General features: G+C 67.0%; 13 protein-coding genes and 1 tRNA gene. 7 read left to right on the plus strand and 7 right to left on the minus strand.

Annotation, left to right across the window (positions count from 1 at the left end; genetic code table 11):
• Positions 1-69: 69 nt before the first annotated feature.
• Positions 70-1,095 carry a tetratricopeptide repeat protein gene (locus ABIB26_RS05370; protein WP_354240281.1) on the minus strand — a complete coding sequence of 342 codons (1,026 nt, stop codon included), beginning with the start codon at positions 1,093-1,095 and terminating at the stop codon, positions 70-72.
• 200 nt (positions 1,096-1,295) lie between these two features.
• Here ABIB26_RS05370 and ABIB26_RS05375 point away from each other — a divergent pair, with 200 nt between their 5' ends.
• Complete coding sequence (locus ABIB26_RS05375; protein ID WP_354240282.1) at positions 1,296-1,448, plus strand: hypothetical protein; 153 nt, start codon at positions 1,296-1,298, stop codon at positions 1,446-1,448.
• A gap of 141 nt (positions 1,449-1,589) precedes the next feature.
• On the opposite strand, the gene ABIB26_RS05380 is transcribed toward ABIB26_RS05375, so the two are convergent.
• The 3 genes from ABIB26_RS05380 to ABIB26_RS05390 all read right to left on the minus strand — a co-directional run bounded on the left by ABIB26_RS05380 (position 1,590) and on the right by ABIB26_RS05390 (position 4,728).
• A complete protein-coding gene (locus ABIB26_RS05380) occupies positions 1,590-3,107 on the minus strand; it encodes a putative bifunctional diguanylate cyclase/phosphodiesterase (RefSeq protein ID WP_354240283.1) in 1,518 nt (505 codons plus the stop codon).
• Complete coding sequence (locus ABIB26_RS05385; RefSeq protein ID WP_354240284.1) at positions 3,097-3,648, minus strand: DUF7793 family protein; 552 nt, start codon at positions 3,646-3,648, stop codon at positions 3,097-3,099. Before ABIB26_RS05385 ends, ABIB26_RS05380 begins: the two co-directional genes overlap by 11 nt.
• A gap of 222 nt (positions 3,649-3,870) precedes the next feature.
• Positions 3,871-4,728: a DUF998 domain-containing protein gene (locus ABIB26_RS05390; RefSeq protein WP_354240285.1), complete on the minus strand. Its 858-nt coding sequence runs from the start codon at positions 4,726-4,728 to the stop codon at positions 3,871-3,873.
• A gap of 96 nt (positions 4,729-4,824) precedes the next feature.
• Between ABIB26_RS05390 and ABIB26_RS05395 the strand changes: the two genes are divergently transcribed.
• The 3 genes from ABIB26_RS05395 (at position 4,825) to ABIB26_RS05405 (ending at position 5,830) form a co-directional block, all read left to right on the plus strand.
• Positions 4,825-4,897: transfer RNA gene (locus ABIB26_RS05395), tRNA-Arg, on the plus strand.
• A 1-nt stretch (position 4,898) separates the two neighbouring features.
• A complete protein-coding gene (locus ABIB26_RS05400; RefSeq protein WP_502913624.1) occupies positions 4,899-5,414 on the plus strand; it encodes a DUF6314 family protein in 516 nt (171 codons plus the stop codon).
• A complete protein-coding gene (locus ABIB26_RS05405; RefSeq protein ID WP_354240286.1) occupies positions 5,411-5,830 on the plus strand; it encodes an NUDIX hydrolase in 420 nt (139 codons plus the stop codon). Before ABIB26_RS05400 ends, ABIB26_RS05405 begins: the two co-directional genes overlap by 4 nt.
• A 429-nt stretch (positions 5,831-6,259) precedes the next feature.
• On the opposite strand, the gene ABIB26_RS05410 is transcribed toward ABIB26_RS05405, so the two are convergent.
• Together ABIB26_RS05410 and ABIB26_RS05415 are read right to left on the minus strand one after the other, a co-directional pair.
• The gene (locus ABIB26_RS05410; RefSeq protein ID WP_354240287.1) at positions 6,260-8,173 is read right to left on the minus strand and encodes an ABC transporter ATP-binding protein; all 1,914 of its coding nucleotides are present in this window, start codon (positions 8,171-8,173) and stop codon (positions 6,260-6,262) included.
• Complete coding sequence (locus ABIB26_RS05415) at positions 8,170-9,885, minus strand: ABC-F family ATP-binding cassette domain-containing protein (RefSeq protein ID WP_354240288.1); 1,716 nt, start codon at positions 9,883-9,885, stop codon at positions 8,170-8,172. The genes ABIB26_RS05410 and ABIB26_RS05415 overlap by 4 nt, the downstream gene beginning before the upstream one ends.
• 285 nt (positions 9,886-10,170) lie before the next feature.
• Here ABIB26_RS05415 and ABIB26_RS05420 point away from each other — a divergent pair, with 285 nt between their 5' ends.
• Genes ABIB26_RS05420 through ABIB26_RS05430 form a run of 3 tightly spaced genes read left to right on the plus strand, consistent with a single transcriptional unit; the run spans position 10,171 to position 12,416 of the window.
• Complete coding sequence (locus ABIB26_RS05420; protein ID WP_354240289.1) at positions 10,171-10,917, plus strand: hypothetical protein; 747 nt, start codon at positions 10,171-10,173, stop codon at positions 10,915-10,917.
• Positions 10,914-11,657 carry a hypothetical protein gene (locus tag ABIB26_RS05425; RefSeq protein WP_354240290.1) on the plus strand — a complete coding sequence of 248 codons (744 nt, stop codon included), beginning with the start codon at positions 10,914-10,916 and terminating at the stop codon, positions 11,655-11,657. The genes ABIB26_RS05420 and ABIB26_RS05425 overlap by 4 nt, the downstream gene beginning before the upstream one ends.
• A gap of 33 nt (positions 11,658-11,690) precedes the next feature.
• Complete coding sequence (locus tag ABIB26_RS05430; protein ID WP_354240291.1) at positions 11,691-12,416, plus strand: hypothetical protein; 726 nt, start codon at positions 11,691-11,693, stop codon at positions 12,414-12,416.
• A gap of 221 nt (positions 12,417-12,637) precedes the next feature.
• Here the strand turns inward: ABIB26_RS05430 and ABIB26_RS05435 are convergent, their stop codons facing one another.
• Positions 12,638-15,682: an alpha-mannosidase gene (locus ABIB26_RS05435; protein ID WP_354240293.1), complete on the minus strand. Its 3,045-nt coding sequence runs from the start codon at positions 15,680-15,682 to the stop codon at positions 12,638-12,640.
• Positions 15,683-15,727: the final 45 nt, after the last annotated feature.

Below are 15,727 nucleotides of genomic sequence, written 5' to 3' on the forward strand. Positions count from 1 at the left end.
ACTATGTCCATCCCTCGCTGCTTCCAGGGGCATGTCCGCCGGGATTGGCGAGGATCCGCGGGCGGACGTTCAGGCCTCGGCTGCGAGGTGCTCGCGCGTCTGGTCCGCACGCTGCTGGGCGCCGGCGGCTTCGAAGTGATCAGCGGCCTTCCGCAGGTGCTCCCGGGCAGCGTCGTGATTGCCCATCGCAGAATGTGCGCGCCCCAGCAGCAGACACGCTTCGGCCAGGATCTGGGGCAACGGTTTGTCCGCGTCGGCACAAACGCCTTCAAGGAGCTCGATCGCCGCCTTTTGGTCGCCCGCCAGATAGTTCCAGTGGCCGCGGTTCAGCCTCATCAACAAGTGGTCGTTGGAGCTGCCGCCGATGATATCCGTGGCCAGCTCCGCTCGTTCGATGCAGCGCAGGGTGTCTGCGTCGGCCACATCCGCGGCGAGCCTCATGGCGGCCGAGGCCTTGTTGAATTTCGCCCAGATGTCGAGGTTCCTGGCGGGGGACAGTGTTGCCGCCGCCAGCTCGTGGTAGTGAAGACCTTCCTGGACTTTGTTGCAAAGAAAGGCGACGTTACCGATGACCCAATAGCCCTTCCCAACCAGTTGATCGTCGACCTCGGACTCGATGGCCTCAGCGAGTGCGAGGCTTTCGGCCCAAGCTTCCTCCAGTCCTCCACTGTCAGCAAGGGCGGCAATCAGCGCTTGGCGGGCTTTGACGTTCGTTTCAATGTCGTGCTCACCTGCCACCAGCGCCACGGCTGCACGGGCAGCGTCAGCAGCCCTTTCCAGCAGCCCGGCCCCCTGCCTGGCCTTCGCCAGAAGAATGTAGGCCTCGGCTTGGGCCTGCGGTTCGGCCGTGGAACCAGGACCGGAAACCAGCGACGATGCCAGAGCAGCGCAGGCTTCGAAGTCCTCAGCGTCCAAAAGGTTCTCACCCTGGAGGAACGTCATGTTCCGCCAGGCGTCCACATCGCCTTCACTGCGGGCGATCTGAGCAGCGTCGTGTGCACTGTTGGCCGCGTCGACGAAGGCATGGTTAGTCCGGTGCTCATGTGCCTGCAGTTCGGCGGTCGCGTACAACGGTGAAGCGGAGTTCATTGGCATGACTCAATTATCCGTTGCGCCGGAAGCGGAAACGAACGAAGCGCGCAAGCAGGAACGGCGAAAGATTTGCGCAGGAGTCGCGCGAATAACACAGTATCGAATATTGCAGCCGTAATTGTTATACAACGGCGTGTCTACTCCCCTATACTGACCAAGTACCACATGAGTCACATCAGCCACTTACGTCTCAGGAGTCTTTCATGAAGAAATCCCTTGCAACTCTTCTCGTCGCCGGCGCGTTGGCCGTTGCCGGCCTGTCCGCTACCTCTGCCATCTCGGCAAGCAGCGACAACGCCGGCCAGGGTTCGGTTGTGGCTGTCGGTTGGTGGCCGAACTCGACTCCGAAGAACTAACTGACGGAGCAACTCACGACGGCGGCTACCGGGACTTTGGTTCCGGTACCCGCCGTCGGTGCTTAAGCGGCCCTTCGCAGACGGGCCGCTTAAGCACCGAATAGGCATTTGGGGGACAGGCACCGGCCACCCCCAGGCTGATCAGTGGCTGATCAACGCGGCGATCTCGGCTGAGGGGACCGGCCGGCTGAAATAGTAGCCTTGGCCGCTGGCGCAGCCCAGCCTCACGAGCTCGGCCGCCTGCTCGGCCGTCTCGATGCCCTCGGCAACAGCCTTGAGCCCGCAGGCGTGGATCAGGTGCAGCACCGCCTCGACGAAGTTGCTCTGCTCCACGTCGCTGCCCAGTCCGTCGATGAGGCTCTTGTCGATCTTGACCACGTTGACCGGCAGTTTCCGCAGGTAGCTGATGGACGAGTAGCCGGTGCCGAAATCGTCGATTTCCAGCTGAACGCCCAAGCGCCGAAGCCCGCTCAGGGAGTACTTGTCCACGTCCCCGCCATTGATGGCCATGGATTCGGTCAGCTCCACGATGAGGTTGGCGGCGTCCACCCCGGTTTCACGGAGGATGTCGCGCACGTGTTCGATCAGGTCCAGGTTCTGCAGCTCGGTTGTCGAGATGTTGACCCGGACATTGAAGCCCGGGTCAACGTCCAGTTCCCGCTGCCAGTCGCGCAGCTGGCGCACCGCGTTCCGCAAGACCCAATGGCCGAGGTCGACGATCATCCCTGTCTCTTCAGCCAGCGGGATGAAGGAATCGGGCATGAGCAGTCCCCGCTCCGGATGGTTCCACCGCACCAGCGCCTCGACGCCTTCGATCTTGCCAGTCGCGAGTTCCACCACCGGCTGGTAATACAAGACAAGCTGGTCCTGGCGGATCGCTTCACGCAGTTCCGTGACCATCACGCTCTGGAGCCGGCGGGCATACAACAAGGCGGGTTCGAACACCTTGATGCTGCTGTGCGGCTGGGCCTTGGCCGCGTACATGGCGGTATCGGCTTCCATGACCAGATCGTCCGCCGACTGCCCCGGCTCGGCAATCCGCAGCCCGATGCTCGTGCCGCAGGTGATCCGCAGGTCCCCGATTTCCAGGCTCTCGCCGAGCGCCTTCAGGATCCTGTTGGCCACGCGTCGGGCCCGGACGAGGTTGGACTTGGGCAGCATGACGGCGAACTCGTCGCCGCCGAGGCGTGCCACAGTGTCAGTCTCGCGGACTGCTTCCTGCAGCCGCCGGGCGATCACGCGGAGGACGTCGTCCCCGGCGCTGTGTCCCAGCGTGTCGTTGATGCCCTTGAACGAATCCAGGTCAAGGATCAGCAGCGCCGGCGGCATTTCACCCCGTGACGCCTCTGCGAGGGCATGACTCAGCACCGAGTTAAGCGCGGTCCTGTTGGCAAGCTGGGTCAGCGGGTCCGTCAACGCCATGCGCTCAAGCTCAACCTGCGCATCGCGCAGCATTGCCGTGCGGCTTTCCACCCGCTCCTCAAGCTCCTGGTAGATCGTCTGGAGGTCATCAGCCATCAGGTTGATCCCCGCGATGACGGCCGCGACGTCGTCCCGGGCACCCGAGTGGGGGATCCTGGTGCTTAGGTCACCACCGGCAATCCGGACAATGCCTTCAACGAGTGCGTGCAGCCTGGGGTCGGGAGGATCAGTCTTCACTCGCGTATAGCCCTAACCACTCGACGGCCTCGGCCTCGGAGGTGAAGAACTGCGCCGGAATCGTCTCTGACTTTGAGCGCAGCAGATAGTGGGCAATGACGCGGTCCACGGGGCTTTCGCCGACCAAGGCGAAGGCCGATGCCGCGATGGAGGATGTGTACACATGCCGCGCCTCGACGCTGATCCCGAGCACACCGGTGATGACAAGCATGACCGGCATGCGACGGCCGATGGCCAGTGCACGGACCGCCGCTCCGGCAACACGCGCTTCGGCCGCCGCGATCTCCTCGTTGGGCGGCAGCGTGACTTGGATGATCCCGCCGTCGAGCAGACGAACACCGATCGGGGCCGCCGCGCCGGCAGTCACATCCGGAGCAGGTCCCCCGGCCGCAGCAGAGGCAAGGCCCGCGACCACCGCAGAGGCAAGGCCGGCGACCACGCCAGTGGCGAGTTCCGGTACCTCAGCAGAGGCAGGCGCCGGGGCCCCCGTGGTCTCTTCGGGGAGCTGGTCATCGGGCGCGGCGAGCGCTTCAACCGTCATCGGACTGCAGTCCCCCTGCGTCGGTTCCGGAGGGCAGTCGCAACATCAAGGCGCGGCCAGACTAGCTGATCAAACATTCGTCCCCAAAGACTACAAAGTCGGCATTTCGGCGTGCGCTAGAGACAGCTCGCGCACGAGGCACCGGAATTCCGGTGAGTGCCCTTATGATAATGCAAGCTCGGGCCGTTGTGAGACATACGACACCCCGTGGTCGCCTGATCTTCATCCGGCCCGGCCAGCAGGGCTCTTTCTTGCCTTGAGCCCCTTCCGGACGCGCTGGGCAACCACCAACCCCACGGCGGCCATGCCGATGGTGATGGGGTAGCCCATCAGCCGCTCGAGGGTTCCGGGTTCCGGGACCGCCATACCGGTCACAGCAGCGGTGACGAGCGCGCCGAGGGACACCGCACCACAGACGAGGATGACCCAGCCCAGCGCCGTCTGCCGGATCCACAGCCAGCCCAGGACGAACAGGGCCAACGCTCCGGCCGCGAAGTACATCACCGCCCCGACCCCGTGCCAGCCGGACCCGGCGTCCTCGGGCACCAGACCCACAATGACAGTTCCGACGCCCGCAGTGAAACTGAGCAGCCGTGCGGCAAGAGCCGCCAAAGCGGCAAGAGCCGCCAAAGCGGCAAGAGCGGCGCGCGACGGCGCCCGCTGGCCCGCGCGCTGACCCGCCCGCTGATTAGGGCGCTGGCCCGCGCGCCCCCGGCCCGGGCGCAGCGGGATCCGGGCCCCGGGGCGCGCCGCGGTGCACAGCAGGGCGGAGCTCAGCAGCAGGGCCCCGACCGCCATGCCGAGCCCCTGGACCACGAACGAGGCGTTCATCAGCAGGTGCGCCGGGGAGCACACGTCCCGGCCGTCAAACACACCGCAGCCCAGGGCACCGAGATCGCTGATGTAGCCGGTCCGGCGGCTGTACGGATCTGGCCCCGCCCACACCCCGATAACGGCCGCCTCGGCCACGAAATACTGCAGCACGCTGAGCTTGGCGAGGGCGCCGACGTAAAACCTGGTGGACGCCACATCCGGGATATAGAGGACGTCCTCTGGGGCCGCGGGGGCTGGGGCTGTCATGCCAAGAGCGTAGTACGCCGCTCACCTAAGGAACGCTAGTATGCTTATATCCGTGTCCGCACGGGCCGGCCTTGCAGCCGACCGCCGCGGATGCCCGCCCTCGTAGCTCAGTGGATAGAGCACGGCTCTCCTAAAGCCGGTGTCGTTGGTTCGATTCCAATCGAGGGCACTTGAACCTGCCAGCACCGGGCACCGCTCCGGAATTCGATCTCCGCGGCTACCTGCTGGGCAGCTGGGGCGTGGCACGGACCCTGCTGGACCGGGCCACCGGCACCCGCGGGACCTTCACCGGCGTCGTCCGCTTCACTCCCCTGACCCGCGCCGACGGCACGACAAACAATCAGGACGACGACGGCGGCCTCCGCTTCCGCGAAGAAGGCACCATTGCCTGGCCGTCCTTCAGCGGGGAACCCTTCACCGGACCGGCGAGCCGGGAGTATCTGCTCCGGCCCACCGGGGCCCGCGCCACGATGGACATGTTCTTTCCCGACGGCCGCCCGTTCCACCGGATGGGGTTCGGCCCGAACAGCAACCACGCCCAGCACTGGTGCGACCCGGACACCTACCAGGTGGGCTACACGCTGATCGGGCCGGACGATTTCCGCTACCGCTGGGATGTCACGGGACCGGCCAAGGACCAGCTGATCGAATCCGTACTGCACCGCATCACAGGAACCCCGGCGTGAATCCCCTCATTGTTGTTTCCGCCGTCTGCGTCTTCGACGCCGCCGGACGACTCCTGACGGTCCGGAAACGGGGCACGGACAAGTTCATGCATCCCGGCGGCAAGCCCGAGGCCGGAGAAAACGCCGCCCAGACGGCATCCCGCGAGCTGGCGGAAGAGGTAGGGATCGTGCTCGCGCCGGAAAAGCTGAAGCTCCTGGGAATCTGGCTCGCGGACGCCGCCAACGAGACCGCCACACAGATCGAGGCCACGGTCTTCACCGCGCCCGGGGTGTGGAGCGCTCATCCCTCCGCGGAGATCGCCGAGATCCGCTGGCTGGATCTGGCCGCCGAGCTGCCGGACGATCTCGCGCCGCTGATCACCGACCACGTGCTGCCCGCCCTCGAGGCCAGCACGGCAAGTAGGCATTTTCGTTAGTTCGCCGGGGTTCAGGTCCAGGCGGTGGGGCAGCCGGGCTCAAGGACATGCCCCGCGCCCGGGTCGGCCGATGGACATAGTCCGGTCATGCCCGGTCCCCGGCGCGAAGACTGGACATGTCCTCCCGGGGAAGTGGCCCGACGCCCCCAGCGGAGCCACTGCACTTGCCCCCGGATCAGGACATGCCCCGCGCCCGGGTCGGCGGATGGACATAGTCCGGTCATGCCCGGTCCCCGGCGCGAAGACTGGACATGTCCTCCCGGGGAAGTGGCCCGATGCCCCCAGCGGAGCCACTTCACGAGCCCCCAGATCAGGACACGCCCCGCGCCCGGGTCGGCCGATGGACATATTCCCGCTATGCCCCGTCCCGGGCGCGAAGACCGCGCCTCAACCCCCGACGAACTAACGAAAACCTAACGAAAACGACTATTAGTGCTCCGGCACGGCCTCGCCGGCAACAGCCGTCGCCTCGGCAAACTGGGTCCGGTACAGCTCCGCATAGCGGCCCTCGGCGGCAAGCAGTTCGGGGTGGGTTCCCCGCTCCACAATGGAGCCCTCCTCCACCACCAGGATGACGTCGGCCGCGCGGATGGTGGAGAGCCGGTGCGCGATCACGACGGCGGTGCGTCCCTCCAGCGCCGCGCCGAGCGCTTCCTGCACCGCGGCTTCGTTGGTGGAGTCCAGGGCGGCCGTGGCCTCGTCCAGGATCACCACCCGCGGCTGCGCGATCAGCAGCCGCGCAATGGTCAGGCGCTGCCGTTCGCCGCCGGAGAGCCGGTAGCCGCGCTCCCCCACCACGGTGTCCAGGCCATCGGGCAGGGACCGGATCATGTATTCGAGGCGGGCGCGGCGCAGCACATCCCACATCTGCGCCTCGGTGGCCTCCGGGCGCGCCAGGCGCAGGTTGGAGGCGATGCTTTCGTGGAACAGGTGCCCGTCCTGCGTCACCATGCCGAGGGTTTCGCGCATCGAATCGAAGGTGAGATCGCGGACGTCCACCCCGGTGCCGGGTTCCGTGCCGCCGAGGCGCACGGCGCCGGAATCGACGTCGTACAGCCGCGAGAGCAGCTGCGCGATGGTGGACTTGCCGGCCCCCGAGGAGCCCACGAGGGCCACGGTCTGGCCGGGCTCCACCCGGAAGCTGATGCCGTGCAGCACCTCTTCGCCGCCGCGGGTGTCCAGCGTGGACACGTCCTCCAGCGAGGCCAGCGAGACCTTGTCGGCGGAAGGGTAGGCGAAGCGGACGTCGTCGAACTCGACCGAGAGCGGGCCGGGCGGCGAGGACACCGCGTCCGGCTTCTGCTGGATGAGCGGCTTGAGGTCCAGGATCTCAAACACGCGCTCGAAGCTGACCAGGGCGCTCATGATCTCCACCCGGGCGTTGGAGAGCGCCGTGAGCGGCGCGTAGAGGCGGGTGAGCAGCAGTGCCAGCACGACGACGTCGCCCGCGGCCAGCTGCCCGGCGAGGGCCAGCGATCCGCCCAGGCCGTAGACCAGCGCGAGGGCCAGGGCCGACACGAGCGTCAGCGCGGTCACGAAGGTGAACTGCAGCATGGCGGTGCGCACCCCGATGTCCCGGACACGGCCGGCCCGGAGCGCGAACTCGCGGGACTCCTCGTCCGGACGGCCGAAGAGCTTGACCAGGGTGGCGCCCGGGGCGGAGAAGCGCTCCGTCATCTGGGTGCCCATGGCTGCGTTGTTGTCCGCGGCTTCGCGGCGCAGGTCGGCCAGTTTGGAGCCCATCCGACGGGCCGGAATCAGGAAGATCGGCAGCAGGATGATGGCCAACACGGTCACGAGCCAGGACTTGCCCATCATCACCACCAGGGTCAGCGCGAGGGCCACGACGTTGCTGACGACGCCGGACAGCGTGCCGGCGAAGGCCGACTGCGCGCCGATCACGTCGTTGTTCAGCCGGCTTACGAGCGCGCCGGTGCGGGTGCGGGTGAAGAAGGCGATCGGCATCTTCTGCACGTGGTCGAACACTCGGGTGCGCAGGTCCACGATCACGCCCTCACCGATGATCGAGGACAGCCAGCGCGTGATCAGGCCGATCCCGGCTTCCGCGACGGCAACGCCGGCGATCAGCACGGCCAGACGGACCACGACGTCGGTGCCCGCTCCGGCGATGATCGCATCCACCACCTGGCCGGCAAGGACCGGGGTGGCGACGGCCAGCACAGCCATCACGATCGAAAGCAGCACGAAGGCGATCAGCTTGCCCTTGTGCGGACGGGCAAAGCTGAACACCCGCTTGAGCGTTTCCTTCGAGAACGGCTTGGAGCCGCTCGAGGCGCGTGTGATGTTGTAGAGGGAGCTCCAGGCCACCCGGTCCATACTCATGTGTTGTTGCCTTTCGGGGCGGTATCTCGTCCGCCGTGTGGCGCCCCGACGTGTGGTGCCGGGGAGGGATGGCCCAGCAGCTCGGAGACGACGCCGTTGTCCACGTTCCAGCGCGCGTCAAGGCGCACGTTTTCCAGCAGCCGGCGGTCGTGGCTGACCAGGAGCAACGCGCCGTCGTAGCTTTCGAGGGCTTCCTCGAGCTGTTCGATGGCGGGCAGGTCCAGATGGTTGGTGGGTTCGTCGAGGACGAGAAGGTTCACGCCGCGCGCCTGCAGCAGCGCGAGGGCGGCCCGGGTGCGTTCCCCCGGCGAGAGCGAGTCCACCGGGCGGGTGGTGTGGTCCGCTTTGAGCCCGAATTTTGCCAGCAGGGTGCGGACTTCGGCCGGAGTCTGGCCGGCCAGCACGGCCTCGACGGCGTCTCCGAGCAACAGCCCGCCGGCGAGCAGCCCGCGGGCCTGGTCGATCTCGCCGACTGCCACGGAGGCGCCCATGGAGGCCTCCCCGGAATCGGGTTGCTGAACGCCCAGCATGAGGCGCAGCAGGGTGGACTTGCCGGCCCCGTTGGGCCCCGTGATGCCGATCCGTTCACCGGCGTTCAGCTGCAGGCTCACCGGTCCCAGGGTGAAGTCCCCCTGGCGGACGACGGCGTCGCGGAGCGTCGACACCACGGCGCTGGACCGCGGGGCCTGGCCGATGCTGAACTGCAGCTGCCATTCCTTGCGGGGTTCTTCCACCTCGTCGAGCCGGGCGATGCGGGATTCCATCTGCCGGACCTTCTGGCCCTGCTTCTCGGAGGACTCGGTGCTGGCGGCTCGCCGGATCTTGTCATTGTCCGGGTTCTTCTTCATGGCGTTCCGGACGCCCTGGGAGCTCCATTCGCGCTGGGTCCGGGCCCGGGAGACGAGGTCCGCCTTCGTGGCGGCGAACTCTTCGTAGCGTTCGCGGGCGTGCCTCCGGGCGACGGCCCGCTCTTCCAGGAAAGCCTCATAGCCGCCGTCGTAAACGGCCACGGAGTTCTGCGCCAGATCCAGCTCAACGATGGTGGTCACGCATCGTGCGAGGAACTCGCGGTCGTGGGAGACCAGCACCACTCCGCCGCGCAGGCCCTGCACGAAGGCTTCGAGCTTGGCCAGGCCGTTGAGGTCCAGGTCATTGGTGGGTTCGTCCAGGAGCACGATGTCGAAGCGGCTCAGCAGCAGGGCCGCCAGCGCCACGCGGGCAGCCTGGCCGCCGGAGAGGCCGGTCATCCCGGCGTCGGGCCCCACGTCGAGGCCCAGGTCCGCCAGGACGGCCGGGATGCGGTCCTCCAGGTCGGCGGCACCGGACGCCATCCAGCGGTCGAAGGCCAGGGAGTAGGCGTCGTCGGAGCCGGTGGCGCCGGAACCCAGGGCCGCGGCGGTGGACTCCATCTCGAGCGTGGCCCGGGCGCAGCCGGTGCGGCGCGCGATGTACCCGCCGACCGTTTCGCCCGCCAGGCGTTCGTGTTCCTGCGGCAGCCAGCCCACAAAGGCATCCGCCGGGGCCAGGCTGACAGTGCCCTCCTGCGGCTCGTCGACGCCGGCCAGCAGCCGGAGCAGGGTCGATTTGCCGGCCCCGTTGGCGCCCACGACGCCGACGACGTCGCCCGGCGCGACAGTCAGGGAGAGTTTGGCGAAGAGTGTGCGGTGGTCGTGACCACCGGAAAGGTCTTTGGCAACAAGGGTTGCAGTCATTAGTCCATCCTCTCACCGCCGCCCAAAACCCGCGGCCCACAACGGGCGCCCGAACGGGCGGACCAACGCGGTAGCAACGGCAGCCCAAACACCGCTCCGGGCGGTGCCGATTTCCGCCGGGCATGAACGAACCCGCCGGTCCGGACTTGGGGGGTGTACGGACCAGCGGGTTCGAGCATTTAGCATAGTTGAATCAGCTCCCGCCGTAAAATCCGTCCCCGCAGATCCACAGCGCAGCCGCATGCCCATTGCCGCCCGTCCATCCGAGCCCGCAGGAAGCCGTAGATGCCACTACCCGCCAAGGCGTTTCAACTCTGGCTTCGTGGTGTCGCCCCGACGGCAAGCACGGCCGATATTTGCAGGATATCCGGCATCAAGCGCACCACCCTGGCCCAGCAGCTGGTGCGGGGGAAAGTCGCGGAAACCACCCTGGTGAACATCAGCCGGGCCTTGCGGCTGAGCCCCTTGGCGGCCTTGGCGTCCTTCGACCACTACGCCGAACTTGCCGGCAACCCGCAGCCGCCCACCCCCGCCGAACTCGTCAGCCAGATTGCCACGATGGACCTGCTGCGCGCAGTCATAAACCGCTCTTCCCCCGCGGACGCCGGCGCCCGGGCTGGGCTGAGCGCGGGCCGGCCTGCCCTCAGCCCGGCCCCGCACGCGACGTCGGTCCGGAACTGGGTGGACGCGATCGACGACGGCGAGCTGCGGCACCGGGTGTCGGCCGCCACCGGCGTCGCGCCCCAAAACTACTCCGCACAGTTGACCGCCAACAGGTTGTCTCCGGAGCTCGCGGTCGCCACCGCGCGCGCGGCAGGCGTAGGATTCACGGGCGGACTCGTCGCCACCGGCTTGATCACCGAGGAAGAGGCCGGCTGGCCGCCGGACGCGAAGCAGTCTGCCCTGGATGCGCTCCCGGGCGGTGAGCTCACCGCCCTGGCCGGCGAACGGTTGCAAACGCTCGGAAAGACCCTCCGCCGCCAGGAGCAGGAACAGGCACAAACAGAAAAGATTTGGGAGAACCTCGGATGATCGCGATCCTGCAATGGACCACCCTGGCGGTCTGCGGCGTCGTAGCGCTCGCCCGCATCCCCAGCGCGCTCCGGGGTGAGAACCGCTCGCTTTTCTTCATCTACGCGTTCCTGACGGTCGCCATCCTGCTGAGCATCGATGCCCCGTATCTCGCCGTGGATCAGGTTCTGGGCGGTACCAACCTGGCAAATCTGATGCTCCGCTTCATCATTTTCGGGGCTATCTTTGCCCTCGGGCTCAGGGTCGCCCGGGGGTTCGGCGCCGACGACGCCCTGCGGCTCATCACCGGCCCCGTCGGGATCGTGGTGCTGGGGGCGGCCTCCGTGGTGGTGGTGGCGCTTTTTCTGATGATGGATACGGCCGGCTCCTCCGCCGGACTGGTTGATGTCTTCGCCAAAGATGTGCGCCATGCCGCGCTCGTGGAATACTACGGCGCCGCAGGCCGCCTCTACCCCGCGTATGTGACACTGGCCCTGCTGCCGGCCATGGTGCGGACCGCCACCAGCAGACTTCCCGTCCTCGTGCGGCTGAGCGCTGGATTGCTCGCCGTGGGATCGGTTGCGGCCACCTTGAGCCTGCTGTCCCCGGTGATCCCCCCGTCGCTGGCAATCCTGCGCTTCATTTTCAGCTACACCGCCGTTCTTTGCCTGGTTCTGGGCCTTGCCCTGATCTGGCTGGGGAAGACAGTGGCGAAGCGGACGCCGAGGACGCACACTGGCTTCAACCGACGACTACCCTGAGCTGGGCAGGCGAGCGAATTGGAAGAATCCGCGATGATGGCAGTCCTTGAATGGGGCACGCTGGTGGTGTGCTGCACCGTGCTTCTCCTCCGCGTTCCTGATGCCGTGAGGGGACGGAACAGAACCGTATTCGGAATCCTGCTCCTGGCGACGCTATGCAGCCTACTCGCCGTCGCCGGTCCCTACGAGGCGATCGACGGCGTGCTCGGGGGCTGGAACCTCACCCATCTCATCCTGCGGTACCTCGTTTTCACCACCGTCCTGCTGGCCGGCCTGCGGATTACGCGGGGACTCTCCGCGACCAGGGGCTACAAACTGATTGCCGGGAGAACGGGACGCTGGGCACTGGGCACCAGTTGCGTGGCTGTAGCGGCGCTCGTCCTCCTCATGGACACGCGAGGGTCTTCTGCTGACCTGGACGCCCTCGCGGGCCGCGGCGGGCGGAACGCGGTCCTCGCTCCCTTCTATGCCGCGGCAGCCCGCAGCTACCCGGCTTTCGTCTCACTGATCCTCATGGGACCCCTGCTGTCTGCATACAGGAGCCGGTTGCCGCGACTGGTGCGGGCAGCCGCGCTCGTGACGCTGCTCGGCGCCCTCGCCGTGGTGGTGAGCATCCCAGCGTCCTTCGCCCCTCCGGACTGGGCGCTAGGGCAGCATGTGGTCAATTACTCAGCGGTCTTGGGCTACGTACTGGGCCTGGCCCTGTTCTGGTTCTCCGGGCTGATCGCCAGCAAATCTGGTACAGCTAATGCAACATAAGGTAAGAACAGCGATTAGACATTCACAAAATCATTAGACCGTGAGAGAATCATGAATGTGTGAAAGCGGCATTCGCTTCGTGTACGGGAATCAGCCGTGCGAAGCCGAGGCAGTCGTCCAAGCGCCATTGGGGGGATGAGTGGTAGCGGTCCGTTCGGACCGCTCCCACTCAGCCTGTTTAACGCGGCTTTCCGGCCCTGAAAACCCGGCTACCCCGGGCGTCAGCGCACAAACCTCAAGGTCACCAGCTGGAAGGGCCGGAGCACCAGTTCCGCCGAATCCTGCCCCGGCGTCACGCCAGGCGCCGCCACCGGGCGTTCCAGCAGATCCACAGTGTGGACGCTGGCGACGTCGAAGTTGGCCGTCACCATCCCGGTGGACCGCTCCCCCAGGGACTCGTACAGCCGCACAATCATGTCGCCCGAGCCATCCTCGGCGAGCTTCACTGCCTCGATGACCAGCGCCGGGTTGAACACTGTGAACAACGGCTCCACCCCGCGGGCTCCCCTGAGCACCCGCGGCGCCAGATTCGTGCGGTAGCCCTCCTCGACCGCGTCGGCAATGCTGGCGCCCGGCCGGATCGTCACGTTCAGCTCGTGCGGGCCGCGGTCCGCGCCCGGGTCCGGGAACCTGGGGGCCCGCAGCAGCGACAGACGCACCGTGGTGGTGGTCCCGCCGTCGTCCCGGACAGTCCGGGTGACGTCGTGGCCGTAGCTGGAGGCGTTGGAGACCGCGACGCCGTAGCCGGGCTCGGCGACGTGGATCCAGCGGTGCGCGCAGATTTCGAACTTGGCGGCTTCCCAGGAGGTGTTGACGTGGGTGGGGCGGAAGACGTGCCCGAATTGGGTCTCCGAGGCCGAGCGGTCCGCCCGGACGTCGAGGGCAAACCCGAGCTTGAGCAGCTTCTCGCTCTCCTGCCAGTCCACGGCCGTGGAAATGGATAGCGAGCCGGAGCCCGTCTCGAGCGAGATCCGCTGGGTCACCGTGGAGGAACCGGCCTCCCGTTCCACCACGACGACGGCGGCTTCCTGGCCCGGGGGGTTTTCCCCTCGGGGGTCGCGTTCCAGCGTCACCGAGCGTGCCTCGGTCAGGGCCACGACGTTCCGGCGATAGAATGCATCGATGTCCCACGCGTCCCATTCGTTGGGGGTGTCCCGGTGCAATTCCAGCAGGTTTCCGAACTGGCCGGGCGCAATGGCCTCGCGCCCGCTGGCGTAGTCCATCAGGGATGCCAGCAGCCCGTCGGAGTTGATGACGGCCCGGATGATCCCGTTGTCCAGGATGTAGCCGCCCCTGGCCTCGGTGACAGATACGGGCTGCCCGGCGCGGACCGGCTCGGCGACGGCCAGGGCGGGAACACCCTGGCGCTCATGCGGCGCGGCGTTGAGCAGGAAGTCCCGCTCTCCCGTCCCGAGCAGCGCCCCGGCGGCGTCCGTGATGATCGCTTCGAGTGCCTTTCCGACGGCGGCATAGTTCCGTTCAGCGTCCTGATGGACCCAGGCAATGGAGCTGCCGGGAAGGATGTCGTGGAACTGTTGCAGCAGGACTAGGCGCCACAGGCGTTTCAGTTCCGCCGCCGGGTAGCTGTAGCCGGCGCGCACCGCCGCGGTGGCGCACCAGAGCTCCGCTTCCCGCAGCAGGTGCTCGCTGCGACGGTTGCCCAGTTTGGTGTTGGCCTGGCTTGTGTAGGTCCCGCGATGGAGTTCCAGATACATTTCCCCCACCCAGACCGGAAGAGGCTGGTACTCGGTCTGCGCCCGGGTGAAGAAGCTGGCCGCCGAGCCGATCAGCACCTTGGGGGATCCTTCAAGGTCCGCCGTGCGGCGCGCCGCCGCCAGCATTTCGCGGGTGGGTCCGCCGCCGCCGTCGCCATAGCCGAACGGGACCAGGGACACGGTGCCGCGGCCATGGTCGCGGTAGTTCCGCTCGGCGTGGGCCAGCTCGCGTCCGCTGAGCTCGGAGCTGTAGCTGTCCACCGGCGGGAAGTGGGTGAAGAGCCTGGTGCCGTCGATTCCCTCCCAGTTGAAGGTGTGGTGGGGCATCCGGTTGACCTGGTTCCAGGAGATCTTCTGGGTCAGGAACCACTTGCTGCCGGCGGCCTTGACGATCTGCGGCATGGCCGCGGAGTAGCCGAAGGTGTCCGGAAGCCACGCTTCCCGGCACTCCACGCCGAACTCGTCCAGGAAAAAGCTCTTGCCTTCCAGGAACTGGCGGGCCATGGCCTCGCCGCCGGGCATATTCGTGTCCGATTCGACCCACATGCCGCCTACCGGCACGAACTGGCCGGACTTGACCTTTTCCCGGATGCGCCCGAACAGCTCCGGATAGTATTCCTTGATCCAGGCAAGCTGCTGGGCCGAGGAGCAGGAAAATACAAACCCTGGATTCTCATCCATGAGCGCGACCACATTGGAGAACGTCCGGGCGCACTTGCGGATAGTTTCCCGGATGGGCCACAGCCAGGCGGAGTCGATGTGTGCGTGGCCGGTGGCCAGCAGCTGGTGGGCGGAGGCGTAGGCCGGACGGGCCAGGACCCCGGCGAGGGCGGCCCGGCCGGAAACTGCGGTCCCCGGGACATCGTCGGGATCCATCACATCCAGCATGCGTTCGAGTGCCCGCAGGATTTCGTGGCGGCGGGGGAGTTCCAGAGGCAACTCGTGCATCAGCCCGCTGAGCGTCCAGATATCCTGCTGCAGTTCCCAGACGGTCTGGTTCAGCTCGGCGATGACGATCCGCCCCAGCCGGTATCCCGGCTCATTGCCCGAGGTCGCCTTGTCGCCGTAGGGGGTGGGCGCGAAGGTCCATCCCTGCGAAAGGTCGGGGTTCGCCGCGGCCTCGACATAGAAATCGACGGACATTCCGCTGCCGAGGAGCTTGAGCGGGATGTACTGGTTCCGCGGCGAAATGGCTTTCATGATGGTGCCGTCGGGCCGCCAGGCGATGCCTTCGCACTGGAAGCCCGGAAGGCCGCCGCTGAAACCCAGATCCACCACGATTTCCACTGCCGTGTCCGCCCGGGTGCCCCAGGAGGTCGGGACGTCGCCCTGTAGCCGCAGCCAGGTGGTGCTCCAGGGCCGGCCCCAAGGCGCCCCGTGTTCCTGCGGGGCGAAGTCCTGCCGGAGGGCCTCCATGACCGGCACCGGCTCGCCGGGAACCTCCCAGCTGCTCAGCGCCAGCGGGATGCTGCGCGAGTAGATCGCGGGGATGATGCGTTCGCGCAGAAAGCGGTCCAGCCGGACTTCCGTGAGACGGCGGTCCTCGTGCAATGTGATCCTCTTAGCGCTGGTGTGACTAAAGCCCCATTGTATCCA

Source organism: Arthrobacter sp. UYEF20 (assembly GCF_040546335.1).
In the GTDB taxonomy this organism is placed as follows: Bacteria; Actinomycetota; Actinomycetes; order Actinomycetales; family Micrococcaceae; genus Arthrobacter.

Coding starts and splice junctions, on each gene's coding strand:
- ABIB26_RS05370 (WP_354240281.1), bottom strand. CDS start 1,095: ATGCCAATGAACTCCGCTTCACCGTTGTACGCGACCGCCGAACTGCAG.
- ABIB26_RS05375 (WP_354240282.1), top strand. CDS start 1,296: ATGAAGAAATCCCTTGCAACTCTTCTCGTCGCCGGCGCGTTGGCCGTT.
- ABIB26_RS05385 (WP_354240284.1), bottom strand. CDS start 3,648: ATGACGGTTGAAGCGCTCGCCGCGCCCGATGACCAGCTCCCCGAAGAG.
- ABIB26_RS05390 (WP_354240285.1), bottom strand. CDS start 4,728: ATGACAGCCCCAGCCCCCGCGGCCCCAGAGGACGTCCTCTATATCCCG.
- ABIB26_RS05410 (WP_354240287.1), bottom strand. CDS start 8,173: ATGAGTATGGACCGGGTGGCCTGGAGCTCCCTCTACAACATCACACGC.
- ABIB26_RS05415 (WP_354240288.1), bottom strand. CDS start 9,885: ATGACTGCAACCCTTGTTGCCAAAGACCTTTCCGGTGGTCACGACCAC.
- ABIB26_RS05420 (WP_354240289.1), top strand. CDS start 10,171: ATGCCACTACCCGCCAAGGCGTTTCAACTCTGGCTTCGTGGTGTCGCC.
- ABIB26_RS05425 (WP_354240290.1), top strand. CDS start 10,914: ATGATCGCGATCCTGCAATGGACCACCCTGGCGGTCTGCGGCGTCGTA.
- ABIB26_RS05430 (WP_354240291.1), top strand. CDS start 11,691: ATGATGGCAGTCCTTGAATGGGGCACGCTGGTGGTGTGCTGCACCGTG.